Annotated in this window: 19 protein-coding genes; 18 read left to right on the top strand and 1 reads right to left on the bottom strand. The window is 37.7% G+C overall.

From position 1 onward, the window contains the following. Window positions 1–4: 4 nt before the first annotated feature. On the bottom strand, window positions 5–1,816 hold the full coding sequence (locus tag CWD90_RS09255) for a glycoside hydrolase family 15 protein (protein WP_103475672.1): 1,812 nt from the start codon (window positions 1,814–1,816) through the stop codon (window positions 5–7). Window positions 1,817–1,919: 103 nt separating this feature from the next. On the opposite strand from CWD90_RS09255, the gene CWD90_RS09250 reads away from it, so the two are divergent. The 18 genes from CWD90_RS09250 to CWD90_RS09165 all read left to right on the top strand — a co-directional run bounded on the left by CWD90_RS09250 (window position 1,920) and on the right by CWD90_RS09165 (window position 24,491). Next, window positions 1,920–4,139 carry a bifunctional alpha,alpha-trehalose-phosphate synthase (UDP-forming)/trehalose-phosphatase gene (locus tag CWD90_RS09250; protein WP_103475671.1) on the top strand — a complete coding sequence of 740 codons (2,220 nt, stop codon included), beginning with the start codon at window positions 1,920–1,922 and terminating at the stop codon, window positions 4,137–4,139. Between the two features lie 89 nt (window positions 4,140–4,228). After that, window positions 4,229–5,398 carry an MFS transporter gene (locus CWD90_RS09245; RefSeq protein WP_103475670.1) on the top strand — a complete coding sequence of 390 codons (1,170 nt, stop codon included), beginning with the start codon at window positions 4,229–4,231 and terminating at the stop codon, window positions 5,396–5,398. Between the two features lie 54 nt (window positions 5,399–5,452). Then, window positions 5,453–6,784 (top strand): M28 family metallopeptidase, encoded by a 1,332-nt coding sequence (locus CWD90_RS09240; RefSeq protein WP_103475669.1) that lies wholly within the window; start codon window positions 5,453–5,455, stop codon window positions 6,782–6,784. Between the two features lie 24 nt (window positions 6,785–6,808). Further along, the gene (locus CWD90_RS09235; RefSeq protein WP_103475668.1) at window positions 6,809–7,597 is read left to right on the top strand and encodes a dienelactone hydrolase family protein; all 789 of its coding nucleotides are present in this window, start codon (window positions 6,809–6,811) and stop codon (window positions 7,595–7,597) included. Next, window positions 7,594–9,216: a M1 family metallopeptidase gene (locus tag CWD90_RS09230; RefSeq protein ID WP_103475667.1), complete on the top strand. Its 1,623-nt coding sequence runs from the start codon at window positions 7,594–7,596 to the stop codon at window positions 9,214–9,216. Before CWD90_RS09235 ends, CWD90_RS09230 begins: the two co-directional genes overlap by 4 nt. Before the next feature lie 3 nt (window positions 9,217–9,219). Beyond that, window positions 9,220–9,792 carry a YdeI/OmpD-associated family protein gene (locus CWD90_RS09225; protein ID WP_103475666.1) on the top strand — a complete coding sequence of 191 codons (573 nt, stop codon included), beginning with the start codon at window positions 9,220–9,222 and terminating at the stop codon, window positions 9,790–9,792. A gap of 43 nt (window positions 9,793–9,835) precedes the next feature. Beyond that, on the top strand, window positions 9,836–10,570 hold the full coding sequence (locus CWD90_RS09220; protein ID WP_103475665.1) for an NYN domain-containing protein: 735 nt from the start codon (window positions 9,836–9,838) through the stop codon (window positions 10,568–10,570). 115 nt (window positions 10,571–10,685) lie between these two features. Further along, window positions 10,686–12,062: an amidohydrolase family protein gene (locus tag CWD90_RS09215; protein WP_103475664.1), complete on the top strand. Its 1,377-nt coding sequence runs from the start codon at window positions 10,686–10,688 to the stop codon at window positions 12,060–12,062. Between the two features lie 216 nt (window positions 12,063–12,278). Continuing rightward, window positions 12,279–12,962: a DUF2490 domain-containing protein gene (locus CWD90_RS09210; protein WP_103475663.1), complete on the top strand. Its 684-nt coding sequence runs from the start codon at window positions 12,279–12,281 to the stop codon at window positions 12,960–12,962. Between the two features lie 4 nt (window positions 12,963–12,966). Beyond that, a complete protein-coding gene (locus CWD90_RS09205; protein WP_103475662.1) occupies window positions 12,967–14,184 on the top strand; it encodes a bifunctional alpha/beta hydrolase/OsmC family protein in 1,218 nt (405 codons plus the stop codon). A 124-nt stretch (window positions 14,185–14,308) separates the two neighbouring features. Beyond that, window positions 14,309–14,950, top strand: coding sequence for a YceI family protein (locus CWD90_RS09200; protein ID WP_103475661.1), 642 nt, complete (start codon window positions 14,309–14,311; stop codon window positions 14,948–14,950). 258 nt (window positions 14,951–15,208) lie between these two features. After that, the gene (locus CWD90_RS09195) at window positions 15,209–15,796 is read left to right on the top strand and encodes a superoxide dismutase family protein (RefSeq protein WP_103475660.1); all 588 of its coding nucleotides are present in this window, start codon (window positions 15,209–15,211) and stop codon (window positions 15,794–15,796) included. A gap of 66 nt (window positions 15,797–15,862) precedes the next feature. After that, entirely contained in the window at window positions 15,863–16,396 is a 534-nt protein-coding gene (locus CWD90_RS09190; RefSeq protein ID WP_103475659.1) for an RNA polymerase sigma factor, read from the top strand. A gap of 1 nt (window position 16,397) precedes the next feature. Continuing rightward, window positions 16,398–17,186: an anti-sigma factor gene (locus tag CWD90_RS09185; RefSeq protein WP_103475658.1), complete on the top strand. Its 789-nt coding sequence runs from the start codon at window positions 16,398–16,400 to the stop codon at window positions 17,184–17,186. 361 nt (window positions 17,187–17,547) lie between these two features. After that, on the top strand, window positions 17,548–17,922 hold the full coding sequence (locus CWD90_RS09180; RefSeq protein WP_103475657.1) for a group I truncated hemoglobin: 375 nt from the start codon (window positions 17,548–17,550) through the stop codon (window positions 17,920–17,922). A gap of 269 nt (window positions 17,923–18,191) precedes the next feature. Continuing rightward, window positions 18,192–20,747 carry a c-type cytochrome gene (locus tag CWD90_RS09175; RefSeq protein ID WP_103475656.1) on the top strand — a complete coding sequence of 852 codons (2,556 nt, stop codon included), beginning with the start codon at window positions 18,192–18,194 and terminating at the stop codon, window positions 20,745–20,747. 243 nt (window positions 20,748–20,990) lie between these two features. Continuing rightward, window positions 20,991–22,271, top strand: a complete 1,281-nt coding sequence (locus tag CWD90_RS09170; protein ID WP_103475655.1) for a TolB-like translocation protein — start codon at window positions 20,991–20,993, stop codon at window positions 22,269–22,271. Between the two features lie 258 nt (window positions 22,272–22,529). Further along, the gene (locus CWD90_RS09165) at window positions 22,530–24,491 is read left to right on the top strand and encodes a PorP/SprF family type IX secretion system membrane protein (RefSeq protein ID WP_103475654.1); all 1,962 of its coding nucleotides are present in this window, start codon (window positions 22,530–22,532) and stop codon (window positions 24,489–24,491) included. Window positions 24,492–25,088: the final 597 nt, after the last annotated feature.

Raw genomic sequence — 25,088 nt, 5'->3', positions numbered from 1 at the left:
GTAATTATTTATCGTGATCCTTAAGGGATTCTAAAATTTCCATTTCACTGTGTTTTTTTGAAAAATTCATAGCACATTCTATCAATGCCAAATGCGAATAGGCCTGTGGAAAGTTCCCCAATAATCTCTTGGTCTTAAAATCTATATCCTCACTGAACAGACCTAAATGGTTGCTGTAACTCAATAATTGATCAAAATGTTTCATGGCCTTTTCTTCATGGCCTATCTTAAATAGACTATTGATAAACCAAAAAGTACAAATAGTAAAGGAGGACGAGGGCAATCCAAAATCATCTTCATTCTTGTAACGATATAGAAGTCCGTCATTACATAGTTCACGTTCAATGGCCAGCACCGTGCTTACATATTTAGGATCTTTAGGGTCAATAAAACCGTAAGACTCCATTAATAAAACCGAGGCATCCAAATGTGGTGACCCATAAGATTGGGTAAATGCCTGTTTTTCTTCATTCCAGGCGTGCATATGAATATCCTCTCGAATTTCCTTTTCCAAGGTTCGCCATTTATCAATTTTACGTTGCTTGCCAAAAATTTCGGCCACTTTAATAGCTCTATCAACAGCCGTCCAACAGAGAACTTTAGAAAATGTAAAATGCCTATCCTCCGTACGAAATTCCCATATCCCCTTATCGGCCTCTTGCCAATGCTTATTTACGATCCAAACAATTCCCTTAGTAATTCCCCAAAGTTCCTCACCATTTTCTATTTCCGTATCAAATTTTTCCAATTGGGTATAAATGACATCCATTAAGATTCCATAAATATCATTCTGACGCTGCTTATAGGCCGCATTCCCTACTCTAACAGGTTTGGAGCCCTTATACCCGTTTAAATGGTCCAAGGTTTCTTCCGTTAACTTTTTCTCTTTGTTGATGCCGTACATTATTTGCAATTTCTCATCCTTATCGGGCATGAGGTCTATGATAAATTGTAAATACCGCTTGGCAATATTCTTATGCCCCAATTGAGCAACAACCTTGATGACCATCGAGGCATCCCTAATCCAACAAAAACGATAATCCCAATTTCTAACCTCACCAATAGTTTCTGGTAGTGATGTAGTTATGGCTGCCAGCACTGCCCCAGATTTATCATAACTCAACATTTTTAAGGTTAGGGCACTTCTTTTTATCTCAGTATCGTACTTCTTATAAGTGGGCGTCTTACTAGACCAATTTAACCAGTATACCTTGGTGCGCTCCAATTCTAGGTATACCCTTTCCAAAGTAGGTTCCAATATCTTTTCGTTATAACCCAAGAGAAAATAACCATCATTTTCCAAAACTACTTCTCCCTGTTCCAAAACACTTTTTTTATCAAAGGAAGTGTAGAGAAAAAAGGTATCGAACTTAACTTCATGGGTTAAACTGGCTATGAAATGTTTTTTGACATAGGTATTTGTTTTTCCCATGGCGTATTCCAATTTGGGATTGTAAAGCACCCTGAACACGGGTTTGCCAGAAATTAACTTTATATAACGGATAATTTCTGGAGGTGCATTATGGCCTCCGCTTTGCTTATGATAACGTGGCATAAAATCCTGAACTTCAAAACTATTTTTACCATCCGAAAAGGTCGTAACCAAAATAGCAGTTAAAGGAATATACTTTTGGTCTATAGCGTATGAATCATCCACTAAAATTTCGAAACTTCCCCCTATTTCTTCATCAAGAATTTTAGCAAATATGGAAGAGGAATCAAATTCAGGTAAACAACACCAATCCAATGAGCCTTTCTTAGAAATTAATGCAGCACTTCTACAATTTCCTATTATTCCGTAATCTAAATTATCCATATTATATTTTATCCTTTAAATAACCCTCATTAGTAGGATTTACACATCATTTTACCGAAATTTAGGAAAATTAAATTCGAATAACACTGAAAAATGTCAAATTATGGCCAAAACTATCATAATCTCAAATAGACTACCCGTACAATTACAAATTGATAATGGAAGCATCACTGCAATACCAAGTGTAGGCGGATTGGCAACTGGTATGAAATCTGTTCATAAAGGAGGTGATAGCTTATGGATTGGATGGAGTGGGTTAACGGACGAAGAAATCCCTGACGGACTCGCTCCTGAAATTGACAAAGCTCTGGCAAAGCACGGATCTTCTAAAGTAAATCTTAGTTCAGAAGAGGTAGATGGTTTTTACTATGGCTTTAGCAACCGTACAATATGGCCACTATTTCACTATTTTTTGGAATATTCAGAATTTGAGCTTGAAAGCTGGAATACCTACAAATCCGTGAACCAGAAATTTGCGGATGCAATTTTGGAAAAAGCAGGGGACAATGATACCATTTGGGTACATGACTACCAATTGATGCTCGTGCCCCAAATGGTCCGGGAACAACGCCCGGATATTTCCATTGGTTTCTTTTTACATATTCCTTTTCCTTCCTATGAGATATTTAGAACCTTGCCTTGGCGTAAGGAAGTACTAATGGGACTGTTGGGATCGGATTTGATCGGATTTCATACCTATGACTACGAAAGACATTTTTTAAGTTCGGTAAGGCGATTGTTGGGATTGGAAGTGAGTTTTAACGATATCCATCTTGAGGACCGTGTTATAAAAGTAGATTCCTTTCCCATGGGAATTGATTATAAGAAATTTAGTGATGCTGCGAAAAAACATGATGACAACAAATCTAGCCAAAGATCGGAATTACAACGTAGACTGGATATGCACAAAGAATCGGCCCCTGATGCCAAGTTCTTTTTATCAATAGACCGGTTGGATTATTCCAAAGGAATTGCTAAGCGACTCAATGCTTTTGAGTATTTTTTGAACAAATACCCCCAATACAAAGAAAAGGTTAGGCTTATAGTCCTTGCAGTGCCCTCTAGATCAAATGTGCCTCAATATCAATTGTTGAAAAAGGAAATAGATGAGTTGGTAGGGAGAATCAACGGTGAATTTTCTACCGTAAGTTGGACACCCATCTGGTATTTTTATCGCTCTATGCCGTTCGAAAACCTTATAGATCTTTATACCTCTTGTGATATTGCCTGGTTAACGCCCATAAGGGATGGGATGAACCTTGTGGCCAAGGAATATATTGCCACAAGAACAGATCAAACCGGTGTACTTATCCTTAGTGAAATGGCAGGTTCCGCCAATGAGATGAACGAATCACTACTCATAAATCCCAATAATTTTGAAGAAATCGCAGACACGCTCTATGAGGCCATCAATATGCCCGTAGAAGAGCAACAAGCAAGAAATTCAATACTACAAAAAAGACTTGAACGATATAATGTTGAAAAATGGGCCAATGACTTTATGACCTCTTTACAAAATCAAAAAGAAATAGACCATTCTTATAAGTCCCACAGGTTGTCCAACGATATGTTGAAAGTTATTACCAACGATTATAGGACAGCCAAAAAAAGATTACTGTTTCTAGATTATGATGGCACCCTAGCAGGCTTCAACACTGATCCGCAAAAGGCAAATCCCGATAAGCAATTATACGAGCTTTTAGATCAAATTGCAGCACAGGAAAATACGGATATGTATCTAATAAGTGGTCGGGACAAAGACACCTTTACGAAATGGTTTCTGCCAAAGAAGTATAATATGATCGTGGAGCATGGGGTATGGATTTCAGAGGATGGAGAAGAGTTTAGAATGTTGGAAAATGTAAAAAGGGATTGGATGGAAAAAATTCATCCCGTATTGGAATCTTTTGTGGACAGGACACCTGGTAGCTTTATTGAGGAAAAAAATTATTCGCTCGCGTGGCACTACAGAAAGACCGATCCAGATTTTGGACAAAAAAGGGCTACAGAACTCAATACGGTTCTCACTAGTTTAATCGCTAATGACGATTTGAGTATACTGAACGGAAATAAGGTTATAGAAATAAAGAGTAGTAATGTAAACAAAGGGCGGGCAGCAACGCGCGTACTTGCCCAAAAGGAGTATGATTTTGTTTTTGCCATAGGAGATGACTGGACCGATGAATTTATGTTCCAGGAATTACCGGATAGCGCTATCACCGTAAAAGTAGGGCGACAAAAAACTCAGGCCCAATATTACGTGGACAGTATTAAGAACGTTCGGGGCTTGCTTGAACATTTTATTGATCAACCAAAAAAATAGTGGACAACCGGTTTGTTGCGCTGAGGGTTACTTTAATTCATTTTGGCCCAATATATTCTTTATTGTCCATTTCCTAATAAGGTTATGATTTGAAGCAAAAGTCATTTATTCTTCCTATCATTATTATTTCGCAATTTGCGTGTACCTCCTTGTGGTTTGCAGGGAATGCCGTAGTAGATGACCTGATTTTAAAAACCGGCTTGGGGACAGAAATAATTGGCTATGTGCTTACTTCAGTACAATTAGGCTTTATAATAGGCACCTTGGTTTTTTCTCTTTTAATGATTGCCGACCGGTATTCGCCTGCCAAGGTCTTTATGACCTGTGCCTTTTTAGCAGCCCTTTGCAATGCGCTGCTACTTGCCGGGGATATTTCTAAGACTGTACTTTTTATGGCCAGGTTGGGTACCGGATTCTTTCTGGCTGGGATATACCCCGTAGGCATGAAGATTGCCGCAGATTATTATGAACAAGGATTGGGCAAGGCCTTGGGATATTTGGTGGGTGCACTGGTCTTAGGTTCTGCATTCCCGCACTTATTAAAGGGTTTGGAATTAGGGGAAGACTATACCATTGTAATTAAAATAACCTCTTTGATGGCAATTCTGGGTGGGACAGCCATGTATTTTCTGGTCCCCAATGGCCCATACAGAAAACCAAGCAAGGTTTTAAAATTAAGAGCTGGAATTGCCCTTTTTAAAATACCAGATTTTAAAAAAGCGGCAATAGGCTACTTTGGTCACATGTGGGAACTTTATGCGTTCTGGGCTTTTATTCCATTTGCCATAAAATCCTACAACGCCTTGCATACAATACAGCTTCCATTTTCCTTATGGACATGGGCTATTATTGCCCTAGGAGGGATTTCCTGTGCCATTGGCGGACATATATCACTAAAAATGGGTAGTAAAAAGGTAGCCATGGCCTCGTTGTTAATCTCCGGATTCCTGTGCATTGCTTCCCCCTTATTTTTTCTCTTGCCAAACTACCTATTCCTGTTATTATTTTGCCTCTGGGGAATATTTGTAGTATCCGATTCGCCACAATTCTCCACATTGGTTGCCAATGCAGTTCCTCAACAATTGAAGGGTACCGCACTTACTATTGTAAATTGTATAGGCTTCAGCATCAGTATAATCAGTATCCAATTGCTAACTTTTTGGTTGGATGTTGTTGATCCGAGCTATATTTTCACCTTCTTGGCCATTGGTCCAATACTAGGGATATTGGCGCTGCAAAAAAGAGGACTTAACAAATAATTAAGAAGCTATTTTTATGGATAAACGTAAATTACCAATACAAATCAAAGACTAATGCTCAAAATAACTACTGCATGTTTATTTCTGTTTTCTTACTGCCTTTTTGCGCAGACAGACCAGCGTATATATGATATAATAGACAAGGTGTCATCCGAAAGAATAAAAAATGATGTCACCATATTAGCTAATTTCGGTACCCGGCATACGCTGAGCGATACAATTTCCAATACTAGGGGCATTGGTGCGGCAAGGCGATGGATAAAGAGTGAATTCGACAAGATTTCCAACAATTGCAATAATTGTCTTGAAGTGTCCTTCCAAAAGGACTTGGTAAAAAAGGACGAGAACAACCGAATACCTAAAGATGTTTTTGTGGTTAATGTAATGGCCATTCAAAGGGGTTCAAAATATCCTGATAGGTATATTATTATGAGCGGGGATATAGATTCACGTGTCAGCGATGCCAACAATTATACTTTCGATTCCCCTGGTGCCAATGATAATGCCAGTGGTATGGCTGGAACCATAGAAGCTGCAAGGGTCCTTTCACAATACAAATTTGAGAACAGTATAATATACCTAGGGCTTTCTGGAGAAGAGCAGGGTCTTTTTGGAGGTCAGGGTTTGGCCAAGAGTGCCAAGGAAAAGGAGTGGGATATTATTGGGATATTCAATAACGATATGATCGGTAACATAAAAGGTGTTGATGGAACTATTAGCAATACCGATTTTAGAATTTTTTCAGAGGCTGTATCCCCCACTGAGACAGAAAGGGAAAGAAATATGCGCCGTTTTTATGGCGGTGAAGTCGATGGTATTTCAAGACAATTGGCGCGTTATGTGCATAAAAACGTAAAAACCTATATGCCCGAAATGAACCCCATGATGATCTATAGATTGGATCGATTTGGACGTGGGGGACACCATCGACCATTTAATGACGCCGGGTATGCCGGAATAAGGATAATGGAAGCCCACGAAAATTACACCCAACAGCACCAGGACATTAGGGTAGAAAATGGAATTGCCTATGGCGATGTTCTGGAGCATGTAAATTTTGAATATGCAAAAAAACTAACCTCTGTAAATGCCATTAACCTAGCCTCTTTGGCTTGGGCACCTCCCGCTCCCAATGATGTGAAAATTGGAGGGATCGTAGCACCTTCGGCAAGGTTTAATTGGAGCAAGGTTCCCGGAGCAGTGGGATATAAAATATATTGGCGGGATACCACAAGCCCTACTTGGGATCATAGTAGGTTTGTAGGTGATGTCACTGAATTTACTTTGGAGGGAGTGGTAATTGATAATTTTTTCTTTGGGGTTTCAGCCATTGGGAAGGATGGGTTTGAAAGTGTTGTGGTTTTTCCAAATGGTATTTTAAGATAATATAAGAGGTTAGAATAAAATTTTATGAAGTTAAATTTTCAATTACTTATCGTAATGTTGGGTTTTAACGGGTTATTGTTAGGCCAAGAATCAAATAAATTGTCGCAATCCCCAAGACATCAGGAATGGGTAGATTTCACAAGGGATAATGGCAGTGTACTAAAGGCTTTTGTGGTATACCCTGAAAGTAATGCATCGACCAAGGCGGTTATCCTGATTCACGAAAATTTGGGCCTAAACGACTGGGCAAGGACCTTTTCGGACGAATTGGCCGCCCAGGGATTTTTGGTAATTGCTCCAGACCTTATATCCAATACTGTTGAGGGTATTGATAAAACGACCGATTTTGAAAATTCGGATAAAGCTAGGGAAGCCATCTATGCCTTGCAACAAGAGCAAGTTACCAAGGATTTAGACATGGTGTATACCCATGTAATAAATGAGCCATCGAGCAATGGAAAAGTTTCGGTTATTGGATTTTGTTGGGGTGGATCTCAGAGTTTCAATTATGCCACACAAAACCCGAACCTTGAAAGTATCATGGTTTATTACGGAACTGCCCCCAAAGATTTATCGACCTTAAAAAATATTAAATCCCCCGTCTATGGTTTTTATGGTGGAGCCGATAATAGGGTAAATGCCACTATTCCCGATACGGAAAAAACTATGAAAGAATATGGTAACCTCTATTCTTTTGATATATACGAAGGCGCAGGACATGCTTTTATGAGAAGAGGGGCCGAAGAAGCCTATGGTCCCAACACAATGGCCTATGAAAAGTCTTGGAAAAAATTAGTAGCACTTTTAAAATGAAAAAAATAATCTCAGCATTATTGCTGGTCTTAGGGGTCTTCTCCTATGCACAACAGCAAAATTTCACGGAACAGGATTCCCTTAGGGGAAGTATAACCCCTGGGCGGAGCTGGTGGGACCTTAATTTTTATCATTTAAATGTTAGGGTTGAACCCGACGAGAAATACATTTCGGGCAGTAACCTAATTCGTTACACCGTTTTAGAAGAGCAACAGCGGCTACAAGTAGACCTACAACCGCCTTTAATTATTGAAAAGGTTACCCAAGATGGAGAAACTCTCAAGATAGAATCGAATGGGAATGCACATTTTATCACCTTGCAAAAACCACAGCTTAAAGGAGATGTAAATGAGGTAGTGGTGTATTATTCAGGACATCCTAAAGAAGCAGTAAGAGCACCATGGGACGGTGGTTTTTCATGGAAAAAAGATAACAATGGCAAACACTTTGTAGCCACTTCCTGCCAAGGTCTAGGCGCCAGTGTGTGGTGGCCTAATAAAGACCACATGTACGACGAAGTAGATAGTATGGCTATAAGCATTACTACTCCAAAAGGATTGATGGATGTCTCGAATGGTAATCTTTTAGAAGTGGAAGAATATAAAGATAGCAATACCTATCATTGGTACGTGGCCAACCCAATCAACAATTATGGGGTAAATATAAATATGGGCGATTATGTCCATTTTGACGAAACCTACAATGGCGAAAAGGGAAAATTGGCGATGGACTATTATGTTCTTCGAGACAACTTGGAAAAAGCAAAAAAACAGTTTAAACAGGCCCCATTAATGATGGAAGCTTTTGAGCATTGGTTTGGCCCCTACCCTTTTTACGAAGACGGCTATAAGCTGGTAGAAGTACCATATCTGGGTATGGAGCACCAAAGTTCTGTAACTTATGGCAATCAATTCCAGAACGGATATCTGGGCAAAGACCTTTCAAAAACGGGCTGGGGATTAAAATTCGACTTCATATTGGTCCATGAATCCGGACATGAGTGGTTTGCCAATAATATTACCTACAAGGATATGGCAGATATGTGGATTCATGAGAGTTTTACGGCCTACTCGGAAAACCTGTATTTAGATTACCACTTCGGGAAAAAGGCCTCCTCAGACTATGTTGTTGGTACCCGTGAAAATATTCAAAATGACAAGCCTATAATTGGTCCTTATAACGTTAACAAGCAAGGCTCAGGAGACATGTACTATAAGGGAGCAAATATGTTGCACACCTTAAGGCAATTGGTGGAAGATGATGAAAAATGGCGGACTATTCTTCGAGGGCTCAATAAGGAATTTTACCATAAAACCGTTACTACCAAACAAATAGAGGATTATATTAGCAAAAATTCAGGTATAGACCTTACCCAATTTTTTGATCAATACCTGCGCAATAATAAGATTCCTACATTAGAATATAGCGTGAAGGGCAAACAATTACAATACCGTTATGTACATATTGTAGATGGTTTTGACATGCCCCTAAAGGTCAATGTAAATGGTGCCGTAAACTGGTTGTACCCTACAGCGGAGTGGAAATCAGAAACCTTGAAAAAGACCGTACAATCTTTTGGTGTGGATGAAAATTTTTATGTGGACTCCAAAAAAATCTAATTTTTGAAAGTAATTGAAGAATTTTATTTTAGAAACGACACTGAATGGCGAGTCTGGTTGCACAATAATCATGCGAGTAGTTCTGGAGTACATCTTATTTTTTACAAGGTAGCACATGAACAGGATAGCATGCGGTGGGAAGATGCCGTAAAAGTTGCCATCTGTTATGGATGGATAGACAGTACGGTCAAAAGCCTTGGAGAAGGGAAAAGAAGGCAATATTTCTGCCCCAGAAAACCAAAAAGCGTTTGGAGTAGGTTAAACAAAAACTATATTAAAGAGCTTACCGCTTCGAAAAAAATGCACTTCAGTGGGCTTGAAAAAGTTAAAATAGCAAAAATTGATGGTTCCTGGAAGGCCTTGGACGATGTTGAAAATGGCATAATCCCAGAAGATTTACAACTAGTGTTCAACAGAGAGAAAGTAGCCCATATAAATTATCAAGGTTTTGCACCTAGTTATAGAAAAAACTATCTCTACTGGCTCCACCAAGCTAAACGGGAAGACACTAGACAAAAGCGTATTACCGAAATTATATCGCTCTGCAAACAAAATATAAAGTCGAGAAACCAATAAATGGTTAGCTTAGTAAAAATCTTAATACAATAAATCACTTATAATGGAAATAAATCTAGCAGTATTAATAGACGGAGACAATATCCCTTCTGCTTATGTTAAGGAGATGATGGAGGAAATTGCGAAATATGGCAACCCTACAATAAAAAGAATATATGGCGACTGGACCAATCCCAAATTGTCCAAATGGAAGAACTTGTTATTGGAAAACGCCATAACTCCTATTCAACAATATGCGTACACAACCGGAAAAAATGCCACTGACTCGGCTATGATCATTGATGCTATGGATATCCTGTATTCCAATAAGGTTGGTGGATTTTGCATTGTCTCAAGTGATAGTGATTTTACACGTTTGGCTACAAGGTTAAGGGAAGCTGGCATGAATGTAATTGGTATTGGAGAAAAGAAGACTCCCAACCCCTTTATTGTAGCCTGTGACAAGTTTATCTATATAGAGATCCTTAAAAATCAAACATTGGAAAATGCTTCGGAAACAACGGATAGCAAGCGGGAAAAGAAGGACAATGTGGACAAAATTACCCAAAAGGAAATTAAACTCATTGCTTCTACTATTTCCGACCTTGCCGATGACGATGGCTGGGCATTCTTGGGTGATGTAGGAAGTCTACTTCAAAAGAAGCAACCTAATTTTGATTCTAGAAACTATGGTTTTCAAAAATTGACTCCCTTAATAAAATCCATTAAAAACTTTGAAATAGACCAACGTGAAAATGTGAAGGGAAGGTTTAAATTGATCTACGTTAGGAATAGATAAACTCCCCATTTTTTTAGTAAGATCTAAAACACAATTTAGTTTACAATAATTTTTTTTTGGAATATCCTTATTTTGGTCATAAAAGCAATGGCACTAACTTAAAACCTATATCAAAATGAAAAAAATTAGTTTACTCATTTGTTTTATTGCCTTTCTTGCTTGTTCCCCAACCAAGAAGGAAGTTAGTCCTACCGCCATATTGATAACCAACGTCAATATTGTTGATGTTGGAAACGGAAATATTCTGAAAAATCAGCAGGTGGTGATTGATTCGGGGAAGATCAAAAAAATAGTGGAATCGATCGAAAAGGTAGATGATTACCTTACTATAATACAAGGTAAAGATCAATTTCTAATCCCTGGACTTGCGGAAATGCATGCGCATATTCCACAACCTCCTACTAGTGATGAGCGCATTAAGGAAACCTTGTTTTTATACCTATCCAATGGCATAACCACTATTCGGGGTATGTTGGGTCACCCTACCCATCTAGAATTAAAGGAGCAAGCTAGGAATGGCGATATTTTGAGTCCCCGTATTTTTACTTCAAGTCCCTCTTTTAATGGAAATTCCGTTGCCACCAAAGAGGGGGCAATACAGAAAGTTACGGCGTATAAAGATGCTGGATACGACTTTTTGAAAATTCATCCCGGGATGCAATTGGAAGTATTTGATCAGATGGCAGAAACCGCCGATGAACTCAACATTCCCTTTTCAGGGCACGTTCCGGTAATGGTAGGCATACGTCACGCTTTGGACAGTAAATACGCCTCCATAGACCATGTAGATGGATTTTTGGAAGGACTTGTACCGGAATCGGAAGGTGTTGACCCTTCAGCAAATGGATTTTTCGGCTTTGCCTTTACCCCTATTGCCGATACTTCCAAGATAGATGAATTGGTGGCGCTGGCAAAGGAAAAAAAGGTGTGGGTAGTTCCCACACAAAGTTTATTTGAAAGATGGTTTGCCCCTATAAGTTCCGATAAATTGTTGGAGCAACCTGAAATGAAATATATGCCCGTTTCCACCTTGGAAGAATGGAAAAGAAGGAAAGATGAGTCCACCGGCGCGGATACCGGTTTTAATGAGGAGCAATGGAATGAGTTTACCTCCATAAGAAGGCAGTTGATTTATAAATTACAGCATAATGGACATGGTCTACTATTGGGTTCGGATGCCCCCCAACTGTTCAACGTTCCTGGATTCTCAATTCACCATGAAGCCGAAGGGATGATCCAAGCCGGACTTACCCCATTGGAAATCTTACAGTCAGGAACAGTGAACCCGGCTGTGTTTTTTGGAATGGAAGATACTTTCGGTACCATAAAAGAAGGATTGGACGCAGATCTGGTTTTATTACATTCCAATCCCTTGAAAGATATTTCCGCCTTAAAAGAAATTATAGGTGTTATGGTCCGTGGAAAATGGTTGTCCAAAGAATCCATTGACGAAAAGTTGAAGGAAATTGCCAATAATTCAAAAAATAACTAATATTGGTCATTCAAAAAATAATCCTTAAGCAAACAAGGAAGAATTCTAATGCTATTTTGAAACCTTGAATTAACCCGAAATCAATATTAAATTCGATAAAATTTTACTAGAAACCCTAAAAGATGGGGGATTTTGGTAGAATATGCATTTTTAGACAGCAGATCATTAAAACTACATTAATACCTTAAATACAATAACAAGAAACTAGTTTACACTATGAAGAAAATTTTAGGCTTACTTATCCTTATCTCAACGTTTACAGTACTGGCCCAGGAAAATGGTGAAAACAAGTTGGGGTCTTGGCACATGTACTTCGGTACCAATAGGATTACCAACAAATTAAGTATTCATACGGAAGCACAATTACGTTATTATGAACAAGCCAAAAATTTTAACCAATTACTTTTACGTACCGGATTAAACTACCATATAGACTCAAACACAATTGCCACTTTTGGGTATGGCTATATTACCACAGATGCTTCTTTTATGGAGTTTTCCAATGAAACGCACCTTTATGAGCATCGCATTTTTGAACGATTTTTCTTAAAAAACAAAGTATGGGAATTTAATTTGGAACACAGATATATCTTGGAACAACGTTTTTTGGATTATGGTATCCTCAATGATGTTCAGCATAGGATACGGTATCGTTTGCAGCTCACCCTTCCCTTAACCAATACCTTTTTCCTTAATTTTTATGACGAGATTATGGTCAACTTGCAAGATGATTTTTTTAATCAAAATCGCCTTTACGCTGCTCTTGGAATTAACGTGACCGATAATATGAGCCTACAACTAGGGTACTTAAAAAATCAATTTTCTTCCTTAAATTATGAGCGACTTCAGATAGGTATTACCTATAATCCCGACTTAAGAAGTATCCTGAAAAAAAAATAGTGCTATGAATCTGCAAAAAGTAACTTTTAAGAATGCCAATGGTGAAACTTTGGTAGGACGTTTGGCTTTCCCGGTCAACCAACTTCCACATAATTTTGTGCTATTTGCCCATTGTTTTACCTGCAATAAAAACTTTAAGGCTGTTAAAAATATAAGTAAAGCCCTTACTGATCTGGGCTTTGGCGTTTTGCGATTCGATTTTACCGGTCTTGGGGAAAGTGAAGGTGAGTTTTCCGATTCCAATTTTTCAGGAAACGTTGAAGATTTATTGGAAGCCGCCAACTACCTAAAAGAAAACTACACTTCCCCTACATTGATTATTGGTCACTCTTTAGGGGGAGCTGCGGCCATTCTAGCTTCGAAAAAAATATCCTCCATTAGGGCTATTGCTACTATTGGTGCTCCATCCAGTCCGTTACATGTTAAACATATTTTTAAAAATGATATTGATGCTATCAACAATAAAGGTGTTGCTGAAGTAAATATTGGAGGCAGAAATTTTACTATAAAACAACAGTTTTTGGAAGATCTAAAATCACACAGCTTTCAAGAAACCCTAAGAAATATCGATAAGTCAATTTTAATCTTACACTCACCACAAGATACTATTGTCGAAATTAAAAATGCCGAGGAAATTTACATAGCGGCACACCATCCCAAAAGCTTTGTTTCCCTAGATGGGGCAGATCATTTACTGAACGACCCTATAGACGCTTCCTATGCTGGTGAAATTATAGGAGGTTGGTCCAAAAGGTATTTGGATATGCCTGGTCCTATAGCCCTTGAAACTGAACAAGAGGTCATAGCCAGTTTAGACAAGGAAGACGGATTTACCACCCAAATGAAAGTTGGTAGCCATTATATGATTGCTGATGAGCCTGTTTCCTATGGCGGGAACAATTTTGGACCCTCTCCCTATGAATTGGTCTCGGCAGGACTATCGGCCTGCACTGTGATGACCATTCAGATGTACACCAAAAGAAAAAAATGGCCTTTGGTAAACGTAGAAGTGCATACGTCCTATCAGAAAATACACGCAGCCGATTGCGGGAACTGTGAATCGAGTGAGGCAAAAATAGACACGTTTAATAGAGCCATAAAACTGACTGGGGACCTAGACGAGAAACAAATTTCCAAAATCTTGGAAATCGCCGATAAATGCCCCGTCCACAGAACTTTGCACAGTGAAACAAGGGTGATCACCACATTGATAAATAAATAGAACTATTTCCGCCTTCAACCTTATATCAAGTTGCTCAATTAAAATATTATTAAATCATTTTAAAGAATTGTTCAACGATATTATTTATGCTTAACTTTATAGCTAATATTTCAAATAAAACAACATGAAAAAAATTGCTTTTGCATGCTTAAGCTTGCTTCTAATTACTGGAATAAGCTGTAAGGATGCTAAAAAGGGACAAGATGAACAGGCCGTAGAATTGGAGGCCACATCTTCCCAAAAATTTAGTTTGGTAAAAGATTCTACCAAAGTTAGTTTCACGGCCTATAAGACCACCGAAAAATTACCTGTTGGTGGCAAGTTTACCAAAATCAATATTAAAGAAACCAATGAGGGTATTACTGCACTGCAAGCCCTAAACGGAACTACATTTAGTATTCCTGTAAGTAGCTTGTTTACCAATGATGCCACCGGTACAAGAGACCCAAAAATTTTGGAGTTCTTCTTTGGTGTTATGGAGAATACAGAACTTATTTCTGGGGAATTTAAAGTTTCAGGAGCGGATAAATGCTCTATAGACGTTACTTTAAATGGAAAAACGGCAAATATTCCTTTAGACCATACAATATCAGGGGATAACAGGTATTCATTTAGCGGAGTAATGAATTTGGAGAATTGGGACGCCTTAAATGCGGTAACCTCCATAAACAAAGCTTGCGAAGTATTGCACACCGGAAAAGATGGTGTAAGTAAAACATGGAGTGAAGTTGCCGTACATGCTGATGTTCTTTTGCAAGAAAAGTAAGACTTGTAGCGCATAATGTTTCATAAGAATAATTCCAAATGAGCTGGTAGGACCAATTGACAATGCCCGTTCAGTAGAATTGTGAAACATAGTTTAATAGTAAATCCCCGTTTTTGAAATAATCAAAAACGGGGATTTTCAGTTTAAGCAAATTGTATTTTTAACTCTAATCAGTTCAATAATAACACATATCATGCGGTAGCTTGATATCTCCTTTATTAATTGGTAATTTTATTCATAACAAAAAATAACTTAAAAATGAAATATATAAATGCATTGTTCTTGGCAGTTCTATTTATTACTGCTTATAGCTGTAAAGAAGTGAAAAAAGATTCAAAGGAGGGTATAGAAGAGGTTAAATCTGTAGCTACGAAAATTAAGGGAAAAATAAATGTAAAGACACTTACATTCGCATTGGAGCCAAAAAGCGACAGTAATGTGAAAGGAGAAGTTAGTTTTACTGAAGAAAACGGAACGGTGAGCATGAAAACAAAACTGTCTGGATTAACACCTGGTGAACATGCAATCCATATTCATGAAAAGGCCGACTGTTCTTCTGCCGATGGGAAATCTACTGGAGGACATTGGAATCCTACCTTTGCCCCTCATGGCAAATGGGGTTCTGAGGATGGCTATCATAAAGGGGATATTGGTAATTTTACTGCAGATACCGATGGCAATGCCACGGTGGAATTTTCTACCAATGAATGGTGTTTGGGATGTGATGATGAGGCCAAAAACCTTTTGGGGAAGGGAGTAATCGTACATCAAGGGGTCGATGATTTTATTACCCAACCCACTGGAGATGCTGGAGGAAGAATAAGTTGCGCAGGAATTATTGAATAATAACTATTAACAAAATCATGAAGCTGCTTATAAAGTAGCTTTTTTTATCTTTAAAAAATTTCTTGAATGGAATTAGATGTAATTGTAGAACAATTTCAAAAAAAGGATACTGCCGCTTTTGAAAAGCTGTATACTATGTATTCTGAAAATATATGTGGCGTAATAAACACCATTGTTCAGAATACTGATATTGCTGAAGAAATTTGTCAGGATGTTTTTATGAAGGCATGGAACAATTCCGCGAGCTATAATGCCTCAAAGGGGAGATTCTTTACATGGATATTAAATATTGCCAGGAATGCAGCTATCGATGAAATACGTAGTAAGTCGCATAAAAACAGTAAAAAGAACCTTTCCGCAGATTACTTCGTAGGTATTTTGGAAAGCAAGGAAGATAGTGAAGTTGGCCAGGAAGATACCATCGGTTTAAAAAAACTATTAGTAAATTTAAAGGAAAAGTGTGTAGAGATAATAGAGCTACTTTACTTTAAGGGCTTTACGCAAAAAGAAGTATCAAAAGAATTGGATATTCCATTGGGGACCGTAAAAACTAGAAATAGAAGCTGCATTTCCCAAATTAGGAACAACATGGCATTATAATATGGATACAAAGGAATACATAGGATCAGGCATATTGGAACTTTACGTTGCTGGAACACTTTCTCATTTAGAAAATTTGGAGGTGTATCTAAATGCGGAAAAATATCCAGAGATAAAAAAAGAAATAGAGGCCATTGAAACATCTGTCCTTACTTTGACCAAAACAGTTTCCCCCGGAACATTGGGTTTTGGTGATATCCGCAATAGAATGGCCAAGGAAGGTACTTCCCCAACTGTGGAAACCCGAAATAGCGTTGGTTGGACTGCTTATTTGGGCTGGGCAGTATCCTTGATATTTATGGGAGGGTTAATTTGGCTGTACCAACAGAACAATCAGCTTTTGTCGGATATAGAAGTGGTTTCACAAGAAAATAGTGCCATGGAACAGCAGATTGCCGATTCTGAAAATTCCTTGGAAAAGACAGAAGATTTATTAAACACTATTCGCGATAAAAATATTACGGTAGTAGCCTTGGGAGGACAAACGGTCTCCCCTACCTCATACGCCAAAGCTTATTGGAACAAGCATGAAAAGAAAGTATTTATAGATGCCCAAGGATTACCTGATCCCCCGGATGGATTTGTTTACCAGGTGTGGTCCTTAAAACTGAATCCATTAACGCCTACCAGCATGGGACTGTTAGCGGACTTTATTGAGGATGACAATAAAGTATTTGCCCTTGCCAATCCCAATGAGTCGGAAGCATTTGGTATAACGTTGGAACCTGCTGGTGGTAGTACATCACCCAATTTGGAACAATTATATACATTAGGGGTGGCCACTTCTTAAAAAATTAGGCAAGTTAACCACAATACAAATAAAAAGGGTTGTAGCGGAATATTCTGCTGCAAACCCTTTTTATATTTAAAAAATGTTGCCATAATCTTACAATTGTTCCACTAATAAAATAGCTGTTAACTATATAATTTTTAAGGCATTGCCCTCCAATACCCATCCTGTTGTTTAAATTTTATTCAATAAAAATACATTGTATCCTCTTTACTAAAAGGACAACAGCTTTGGCAAGCTAAAATTGACCAAATAAGTTACCAATGCATTAAAAATGTAATTATTTGAATGAATTACATCATTGCTTTTCCGAAAAAGAGCCTAATCTTGATAAGGAAATAAACCACTAAAGAATAATATTATGACACGGACACTTTATAACAGATTAGGTGAACTAAAAGGAATTACCAAATTAGTAGATGATGTAGTAAATCTCCATATGGTCAATCCACATGTAAGTCCAAGATTTATACCTTATAAAGATCAACCAGAACGCCTAATGGCCATTAAACAACATACGGTCCATTTTTTTTGTGCCGGTGCCGGTGGACCCCAAGAATACAAAGGCAGGGATATGGTTTCAACCCACAAAGGCATGAATATATCGGAACAAGAATTTTTGGCTGCTGTAGATGATATTTTGGAAGCTATGGATAAAAATAATTTTGGGGATGAAGACAAGAAAGATGTATTGGCAATCCTATACTCGCTTAAAGGCGGAGTCATCCGTCTTTAAGCAGACATTCCGTCAAATAACGACCAGTTTCAACGAATAGTGCTTTTATATTTATTTAACATTACAGCCAAATTTAGTGTCAATTTTCAGTATAATCAGTAAAAACACCGATGACACTATAGAAATAGATTTCAGTTATTAAAGGTTTTAAACTTTTACCTATATTAGATGCTTAGGATAGTGTTATTATTGTTCATTTCGCAGTCGATAACCAACCAACTATCAATGATTTGAAAAATAATTGCTTAAACATTTAAATAAATTCAGGTATGAGTAGAATTAGTACATCCTTATTGGTGTGTTTTATTATGATTTTGGGCTGTAAGTCCCCGGCCCCAGTTGAATCTGACCCGAACATTTTAGTCAAAGATGGTTTCGTGGTAGAAAAATTATATAGTCCAAGTGATATGGACCAAGGATCTTGGGTATCTATTACCAAAGATGATAAGGGACGCTTTATTACATCTGACCAATATGGTGCTTTATATTATGTAGAGGTACCCGAAATTGGTTCGAAAGAAAAAATTAAAGTTGATTCCATTCCTTTAAAAATAGGTAATGCACATGGACTTTTATGGGCATACAATAGCCTTTACGTCATGTCCAATTCAGATAACCAAGAGGAAAGCGGTTTATATAAAATAACGGACTCTGATGCCGATGGAGCCTTGGACAAGGTTGATTTCTTATTCCAATTCGTTGGAAGGGGCGAACATGGCCCACATGGAATCATTTTAGGTCCTGATGGATATATTTACATGTCTGGGGGAAATCATACCCTTTTGCCAAAAACCTTTAATTCAATTCAAAAACCCATTTGGGACGAAGATCAACTCTTCGATGCCATTAAGGATCCTAGAGGCCATGCAAATGATGTGGTGGCACCTGGTGGCTGGGTGGCAAGAACCGATAAGGACGGTAAAGAATTAACCGTTATTGCTACTGGATTTAGAAATGCCTATGACCTCGCCTTTAATACAGATGGGGAGCTTTTTACATTTGATTCTGACATGGAATGGGACATGGGGTCTCCTTGGTACAGACCCATTAGAGTATGCCATATAACCAATGGATCCGAATTTGGTTGGAGAACTGGATCTGGTAAATGGCCAGCCTATTACCCCGATAATGTGCCAAGTGTAGTAGACATAGGACAAGGGTCTCCTACTGGAGTATTAGCAGGAAACACTTTGGATTTTCCGGAATATTATAAAAAAGGGCTCTTTGTGTTCGACTGGAGTTTTGGAACCATGTATTTTATTTCAATGACACCGGATGGAGCCACTTATAAAGGCACCAAGGAAGAATTTTTATCAGGGGCCTCCCTCCCTTTGACAGATGGAGTTGCCGGGGATGATGGCGCCATGTATTTCCTTACTGGTGGCAGAAGATTGGAGTCCGGAATGTACCGAGTATTTTATAATGGAGAGGATAAGGGCAAGGAAGTAGAAAATACTGCTGTTACGGAGGAACAACAGCTTCGAAGAAAGCTGGAGTCATTTGCATCGGGAAAGAAAGGGGATATAGATCTTATTTGGTCTTCCTTACAACACCAAGACAGACGAATTAGATATGCGGCCAGGGTAGCTTTGGAATACCAAGATGTGCAAACAATTCAAGAAAGACTAGTTTCCGAAAGCGATCCATCCATTTTAATTCAAAGTGGTATTGCCCTAGCTAGGATCGGGAATCAGGAAAATAGGGAAAACGCCATGAATAAATTAATGTCCATTTCCTTCCCTGATCTAACAACAAATTTAAAAACAGATTTTATTAGGGCATGTGATCTACTATTTATAAGAGGTGATTTTAACAAAAATGTTAAATCCGCAGTCTCTAAAAAATTAGATCCCGCCTACCCAACTCTGAACAACCAGGTTAATAGGGAATTAGTTCAGTTATTGGCATATGTAGAAAATCCTTCGGTTGTAGCAAAAACAATGAAGTTATTGGACACTTTGGCCCAAACCAAAAAAATTACGACGATAATAGAAAAAGATGTGACCGGGCGTAGTGAGCAATATGGAGGAACCATTGAGCGAATGAAATCCAATACTCCTCCTGCTGAACTGATACACTATGTAAAGGCATTAAGTTATGCCCCTAATGGTTGGACCAAAGCATTGAGAGAAAAATATTTCACGTATTATTCAAGACTTTTCGCAGCCAACGGTGGTGAAAGTTACTCCAAGTTCTTATTAAAAATAAGAGAAAATGCATTGGTACACGTACCACAAGCCGAAAAGGAAAATCTATTGACTTTATCAGGCGAGGAACTAATTCAGTTGAACAGCACGGATTTGGCCAATCTTCCTCACCCAAAAGGACCTGGTAAAAACTGGTCTGTAGCAGAAATTGTTGCGCTGTACGATTCTGCAGGTGATAATGGGGATTTGAAAAATGGTGAAGATATGTTCAAAGCAGTACTGTGCAGCTCTTGCCATGCCTTGCAGGGAAATGGGGCCAGCATAGGTCCTGACTTAACTCAGGTAACTTCGCGGTTTTCTACGAAGGATATAGCCGAAGCGATCGTTAATCCCAATAAGACCATTTCTGACCAATATGAGGCCGTAGAAATTACCATGAACGACGATAAAGGACACTGGGGACGTATTATTAATGAAACCAATGATACTATTATTATCAACGAAAACCCTTTAAACGCGGAACAACTAACAAAGTTGGCCAAGGCTAATATTAAGACGCAGGTAGTTTCCAAAAGATCGGCAATGATGCCTTCACTATTAAATAGATTGAATGAGCAGGAAGTTATTGACCTGTTTTCTTTCTTAAAATCACAGGCAAGGAAATCCGAACTTAAGTAATTACAGAACTAAGGCAGAATATCCACCACAGACTGCTGTATTCATATTCTTAAATGGTCCCGAGAATTCTCGGGACCATTTTTTTATGAAATACTAGAAAATCAAGTGCATAAAGTAAACCCAATCATATCCTAATTAGGTAGAAATCAGCCTCGAAATATAAAAACCTATGAAATATTACTAATAACTATTCCTACAAATTTCAAGACCTTTGCTTCGTATAACACCCCAATATCCAATAATATGAACCGATACATTAATTTCAGAGGAGTCATTGGCTGCATTATTACCTTATTCTTCTGTTCAATGTCGGCACAAGAAGCTAAGACTTTGGGCCGTGACAACCCTAATAGTTACGAAAACAGCAACAGAGCTGATAAGTATCAACAACTCCTTAAATTAGGATATAAAGAAAATGAAATATTTGAGGACTTGGGCAATGCTAACTTTTTGGTAGAAAATTATCAAGAAGCTACATTTTGGTATAAAAAATTAATTGACGCAACCGCTAATACCACGGTAAGTTCAAGTTATTATGAACGTTATCTTTTTGCCCTTAAAAGTATTAGATCTACCAACTTGGAAAGTCCTTCCGAAGATAAAGATTGGCTTGCCCAAATTAAAGTGGATTATCAAATAAACGGTAATCCTGTGGCAAATACCACTACAAATAGTAAGGAAAGCAAATATCGAGATTTTAATTTTCAACAGAGCCAAGAAGCTGTAGCAACACAAGAACTTACAATAGAAGATTTGGGTCTAGGAAATGATTCGGCATCCAGTATTGAGATTAGGGAAAATTTCAAGTTTGCCTACAATGCGCCAATTGCAATTACTGACGATGGCCGTACGGCTTATTTTAGCAAGGCCGTTTATACAAAACCACTATATGGGGTCCTTTCCAAAAAGGAATTGGTACACAGAATTTACAAGGCTAATAAAGTAAATGGGAAATGGGAAAACATAAAAGAAGTTGCATTGGTACCCAAACATTACTCGGCCATTCACCCAACAGTTTCACCTGACGGAAAAAGATTGTTCTTTGCTTCTAATATGCCCGGAACTTTTGGAAAGTATGACATATACGTGGCAGACATTCAAAGAGACGGTTCATTTGGAACAGCTAAAAATCTAGGTCAAAAAGTAAACACGGACGACAATGACCTATATCCAAAGATAATAGAGGGGTCTTCCCTAGTTTTTGCATCTGAAGGACGAAAAGGTTTTGGTGGACTTGATGTGTACATGGTGCAAGTTGATCATAAAAAAGTAGGAACCTCTGTCAACCTAGGAAATAACATTAATAGTATTGAAGATGACTTTTCAATTTTACTAACCGGACAAAACGGAATGGGGTACGTTATGTCTAATCGAGGTGCCAGTAAAAGTAATCCTCAACGGGTAGCTTTCACTTATTCCAAGGATAAAAAGGAAAGGTTATTGGATAAAAGACCATTAAATATTTTGGAATCTATCAATGATAATTCACAAATTAATTATTCAAACACAGTCTTTGAAGAGTAATGCCAACATCAATTGTAGGCTTTAAATTAATAGGCCACCTTTTGAACCACAAACCTATGATAAATTAACAGTAGGAATTTACCTACAAAATTGTAATTTGGTCCTCTGTTATTTTTGGACTATATCAAGTTTAATTTTCCGAAGCCCCGACCAGGTTAGTGGTCAATTTTAAATGAATAATCCAAGTTAACAGAGAGATACCCGATATATGATTATAAAGAACACATTATGATCGGCATAACATAAATTTCCCCTTGGATGAACTGCAGAGTTGCCACTTTTAAGAAGGTATACTTCCTTATATTTGTTTGCATTCTGCTTTGCGAAACCACTATATATTGTCAAGAAGCCAATTCAGACTTTAGTTCAACCACATCCTATCACAACCAATTAGTCTTCAATAGATTTTTAATTCATCCGGCCTTCTCACTGGTCAGGGAAAATAAATCTTACCTTAATATCTTACACAGGAACCAGTATGCGACCTTCGCTGATAACAATCAAAATTATTTTTTAGGTTATAGCAACAAACTCAATGACAATGCGGCGGTTGGCCTTGGGATCTATACCCATTTGGACGGGGTTATGCAAGAATTTGGTTTAAATGCCAACTACGCCAACGCTACACAGCTAAGCAAGAAAAATAAATTGACTTTTGGGGTAAATATCACCTACATAAACCAAGGGATAGATAAAAACAGGGTTATAGCCCTCGAGAATGACCCTAAAATATTGGATGCCAGAAAAGAAACCAAGTTGACCGTTCAACCTGGGCTTGCCCTATCATTAGGCCAAATTGATTTTGGTTTATATGCGGAAAATCTACTCAGCTACAATCAAACGACCAATAGTATAGTCACAGAATTTAGCGAAAAAACCATAAAAGCTTCCCTCCAATATACCTATATAGTGAACGCTAGAGGAGGTTTATTTTCCGAAGCCAGAATTATGCCACTTTTACAAGTACACAGCAAGGAGGAGGCTAATTTTTCCTTTATAGGATCTGTATTGTTAGATCTCCCGGAATATGGTTGGTTGCAAACCACTTTGGACAACAGATATGGATTGTCTCTAGGTCTTGGTTTTAATCTTAGCAAAAAGATATCTATCGGGTATGTATTTGAAAAGAAGTTTTTGGATTATGGAGCTAGCCTTGGCTGGAATCATGAAATAACGCTCGCTTATACCTTCAAAAACAACACTTCCTATCCAGGAAATTATATTGCCAATACTAAAAACCGCAGAAATTCCCGTTCCAAAAAGCCCTCAAAACCCAAGTATGACAAAATGGAGGTTCAAACCAGGAGATATGAGGGGCAAATTGCCAAGTTAAACGCTAAAATAAAAAAGAGCGAAACAGAACAAAGAAGCCTTCCCTCCCAGAACCAACAGGCATCGGTTGATGTACCTCAAAAAAATGGTTCTGGTAACCAAATGCTTAGGTTATCCAGTGAAAATAATGATTGTGATTGTCAAAATTCCTTGGCATATGAAAATCATTTACTATTAAAAGAACTGGTCAAAAATAAAACCGTAGATGACCATATTATCAATCTAACTGTTAATACGGGTAATACTGGCAATACTGGTAATGGCGGTTTGACTGAAAAAAGTGATATATGTCAAAATACCCTTGCTAATGAAAATCGCTTAATATTGGATGGATTGATTTTAAGGCAGGACTCTTTAGAGACAGCGAACAAGAGGGAGATTGACAAAAGGTTCAATATGTTGGTACACATCATAAAGGACGAAATAAAACAAAACATGAAACCGGAACTGCAAAAATTAAACAATGAACAATATGAAACCGCTGTGGCCGATATTCAAGAAAAGACAATCTACCGTATAAATAACCCCGAACGCAAAGAATACTCAAAATTGCCCATTAGAATGGAACAACAGTCAGATATAGCTGGAGTAAAATCGGGCTATTATTTGATAGCCAATGTTTATAAGAATAAAGAAAATGTGGATTCATTTATAAAAGATTTAGGCCAACAGGGCGTAAGTGCCAAGCAATTTTTCAATAAAGAAAATGGACTATACTATGTATATTTAGCTGATTACAATAAGAAAAATGACGCCGAAATGGCATATACTTCAGATTTGGATGGAAAGTATCAAAAAGACAAATGGATCATGCAAGTTTATAGCAATACCGTCACAGCCGAGAATCTGTACGAAGACGCGGATGAACTAAATAACCGCTTCGAATAACTAAAAACGCTATTCGAACAGTCTAGATATTGATATATACAGTGGACTACTAATAGTGACCGAGCCAAAAAGGATTTACTCAACCCTTTGTCCGCCCACAGTATTCCGATTTCACCTACTTTCCTTACTTGCTTTATAAAACATTTGGGAAGCACTATAATTATGAAATGACCGATTTACCCTAGATAACTCATATTCAATCCATTAAAAATGGAATAAGAATATATCAGCAAAACATGTATTTTTTTAATAATAATTCATAATAACCATGTCAATTTTATTTTGTAGGAAAATACATCGTTTTTATATTGATTTTATAAAATTAAATTCTATATTTAACTTTTATTAACAAAATTTTAAGTTTTATAATCAAAATCAGAAACTGGCTCAAAACATTTAAGATAGTACCTACACTCTTATAATATGCCACCTACTTATTTTAGATTTTAAAAAATTAAAAAAACAAAAAGAGTAAGAGCAGAAATAATAATCATAATCCCAAATCATGAAAATAACATCATCCCTACAAAAAAGCAAGGGCGATTTACGTCTTACCCCCCTTTATAAATATGGATCAATGACTTTCTAGGTTATGGC

The organism is Arenibacter catalasegens (assembly GCF_002909235.1).
GTDB lineage: Bacteria > Bacteroidota > Bacteroidia > Flavobacteriales > Flavobacteriaceae > Arenibacter > Arenibacter catalasegens.
Note: the sequence above shows the minus strand (reverse complement) of the source record. Positions and strands in the feature narration are given on the sequence as shown.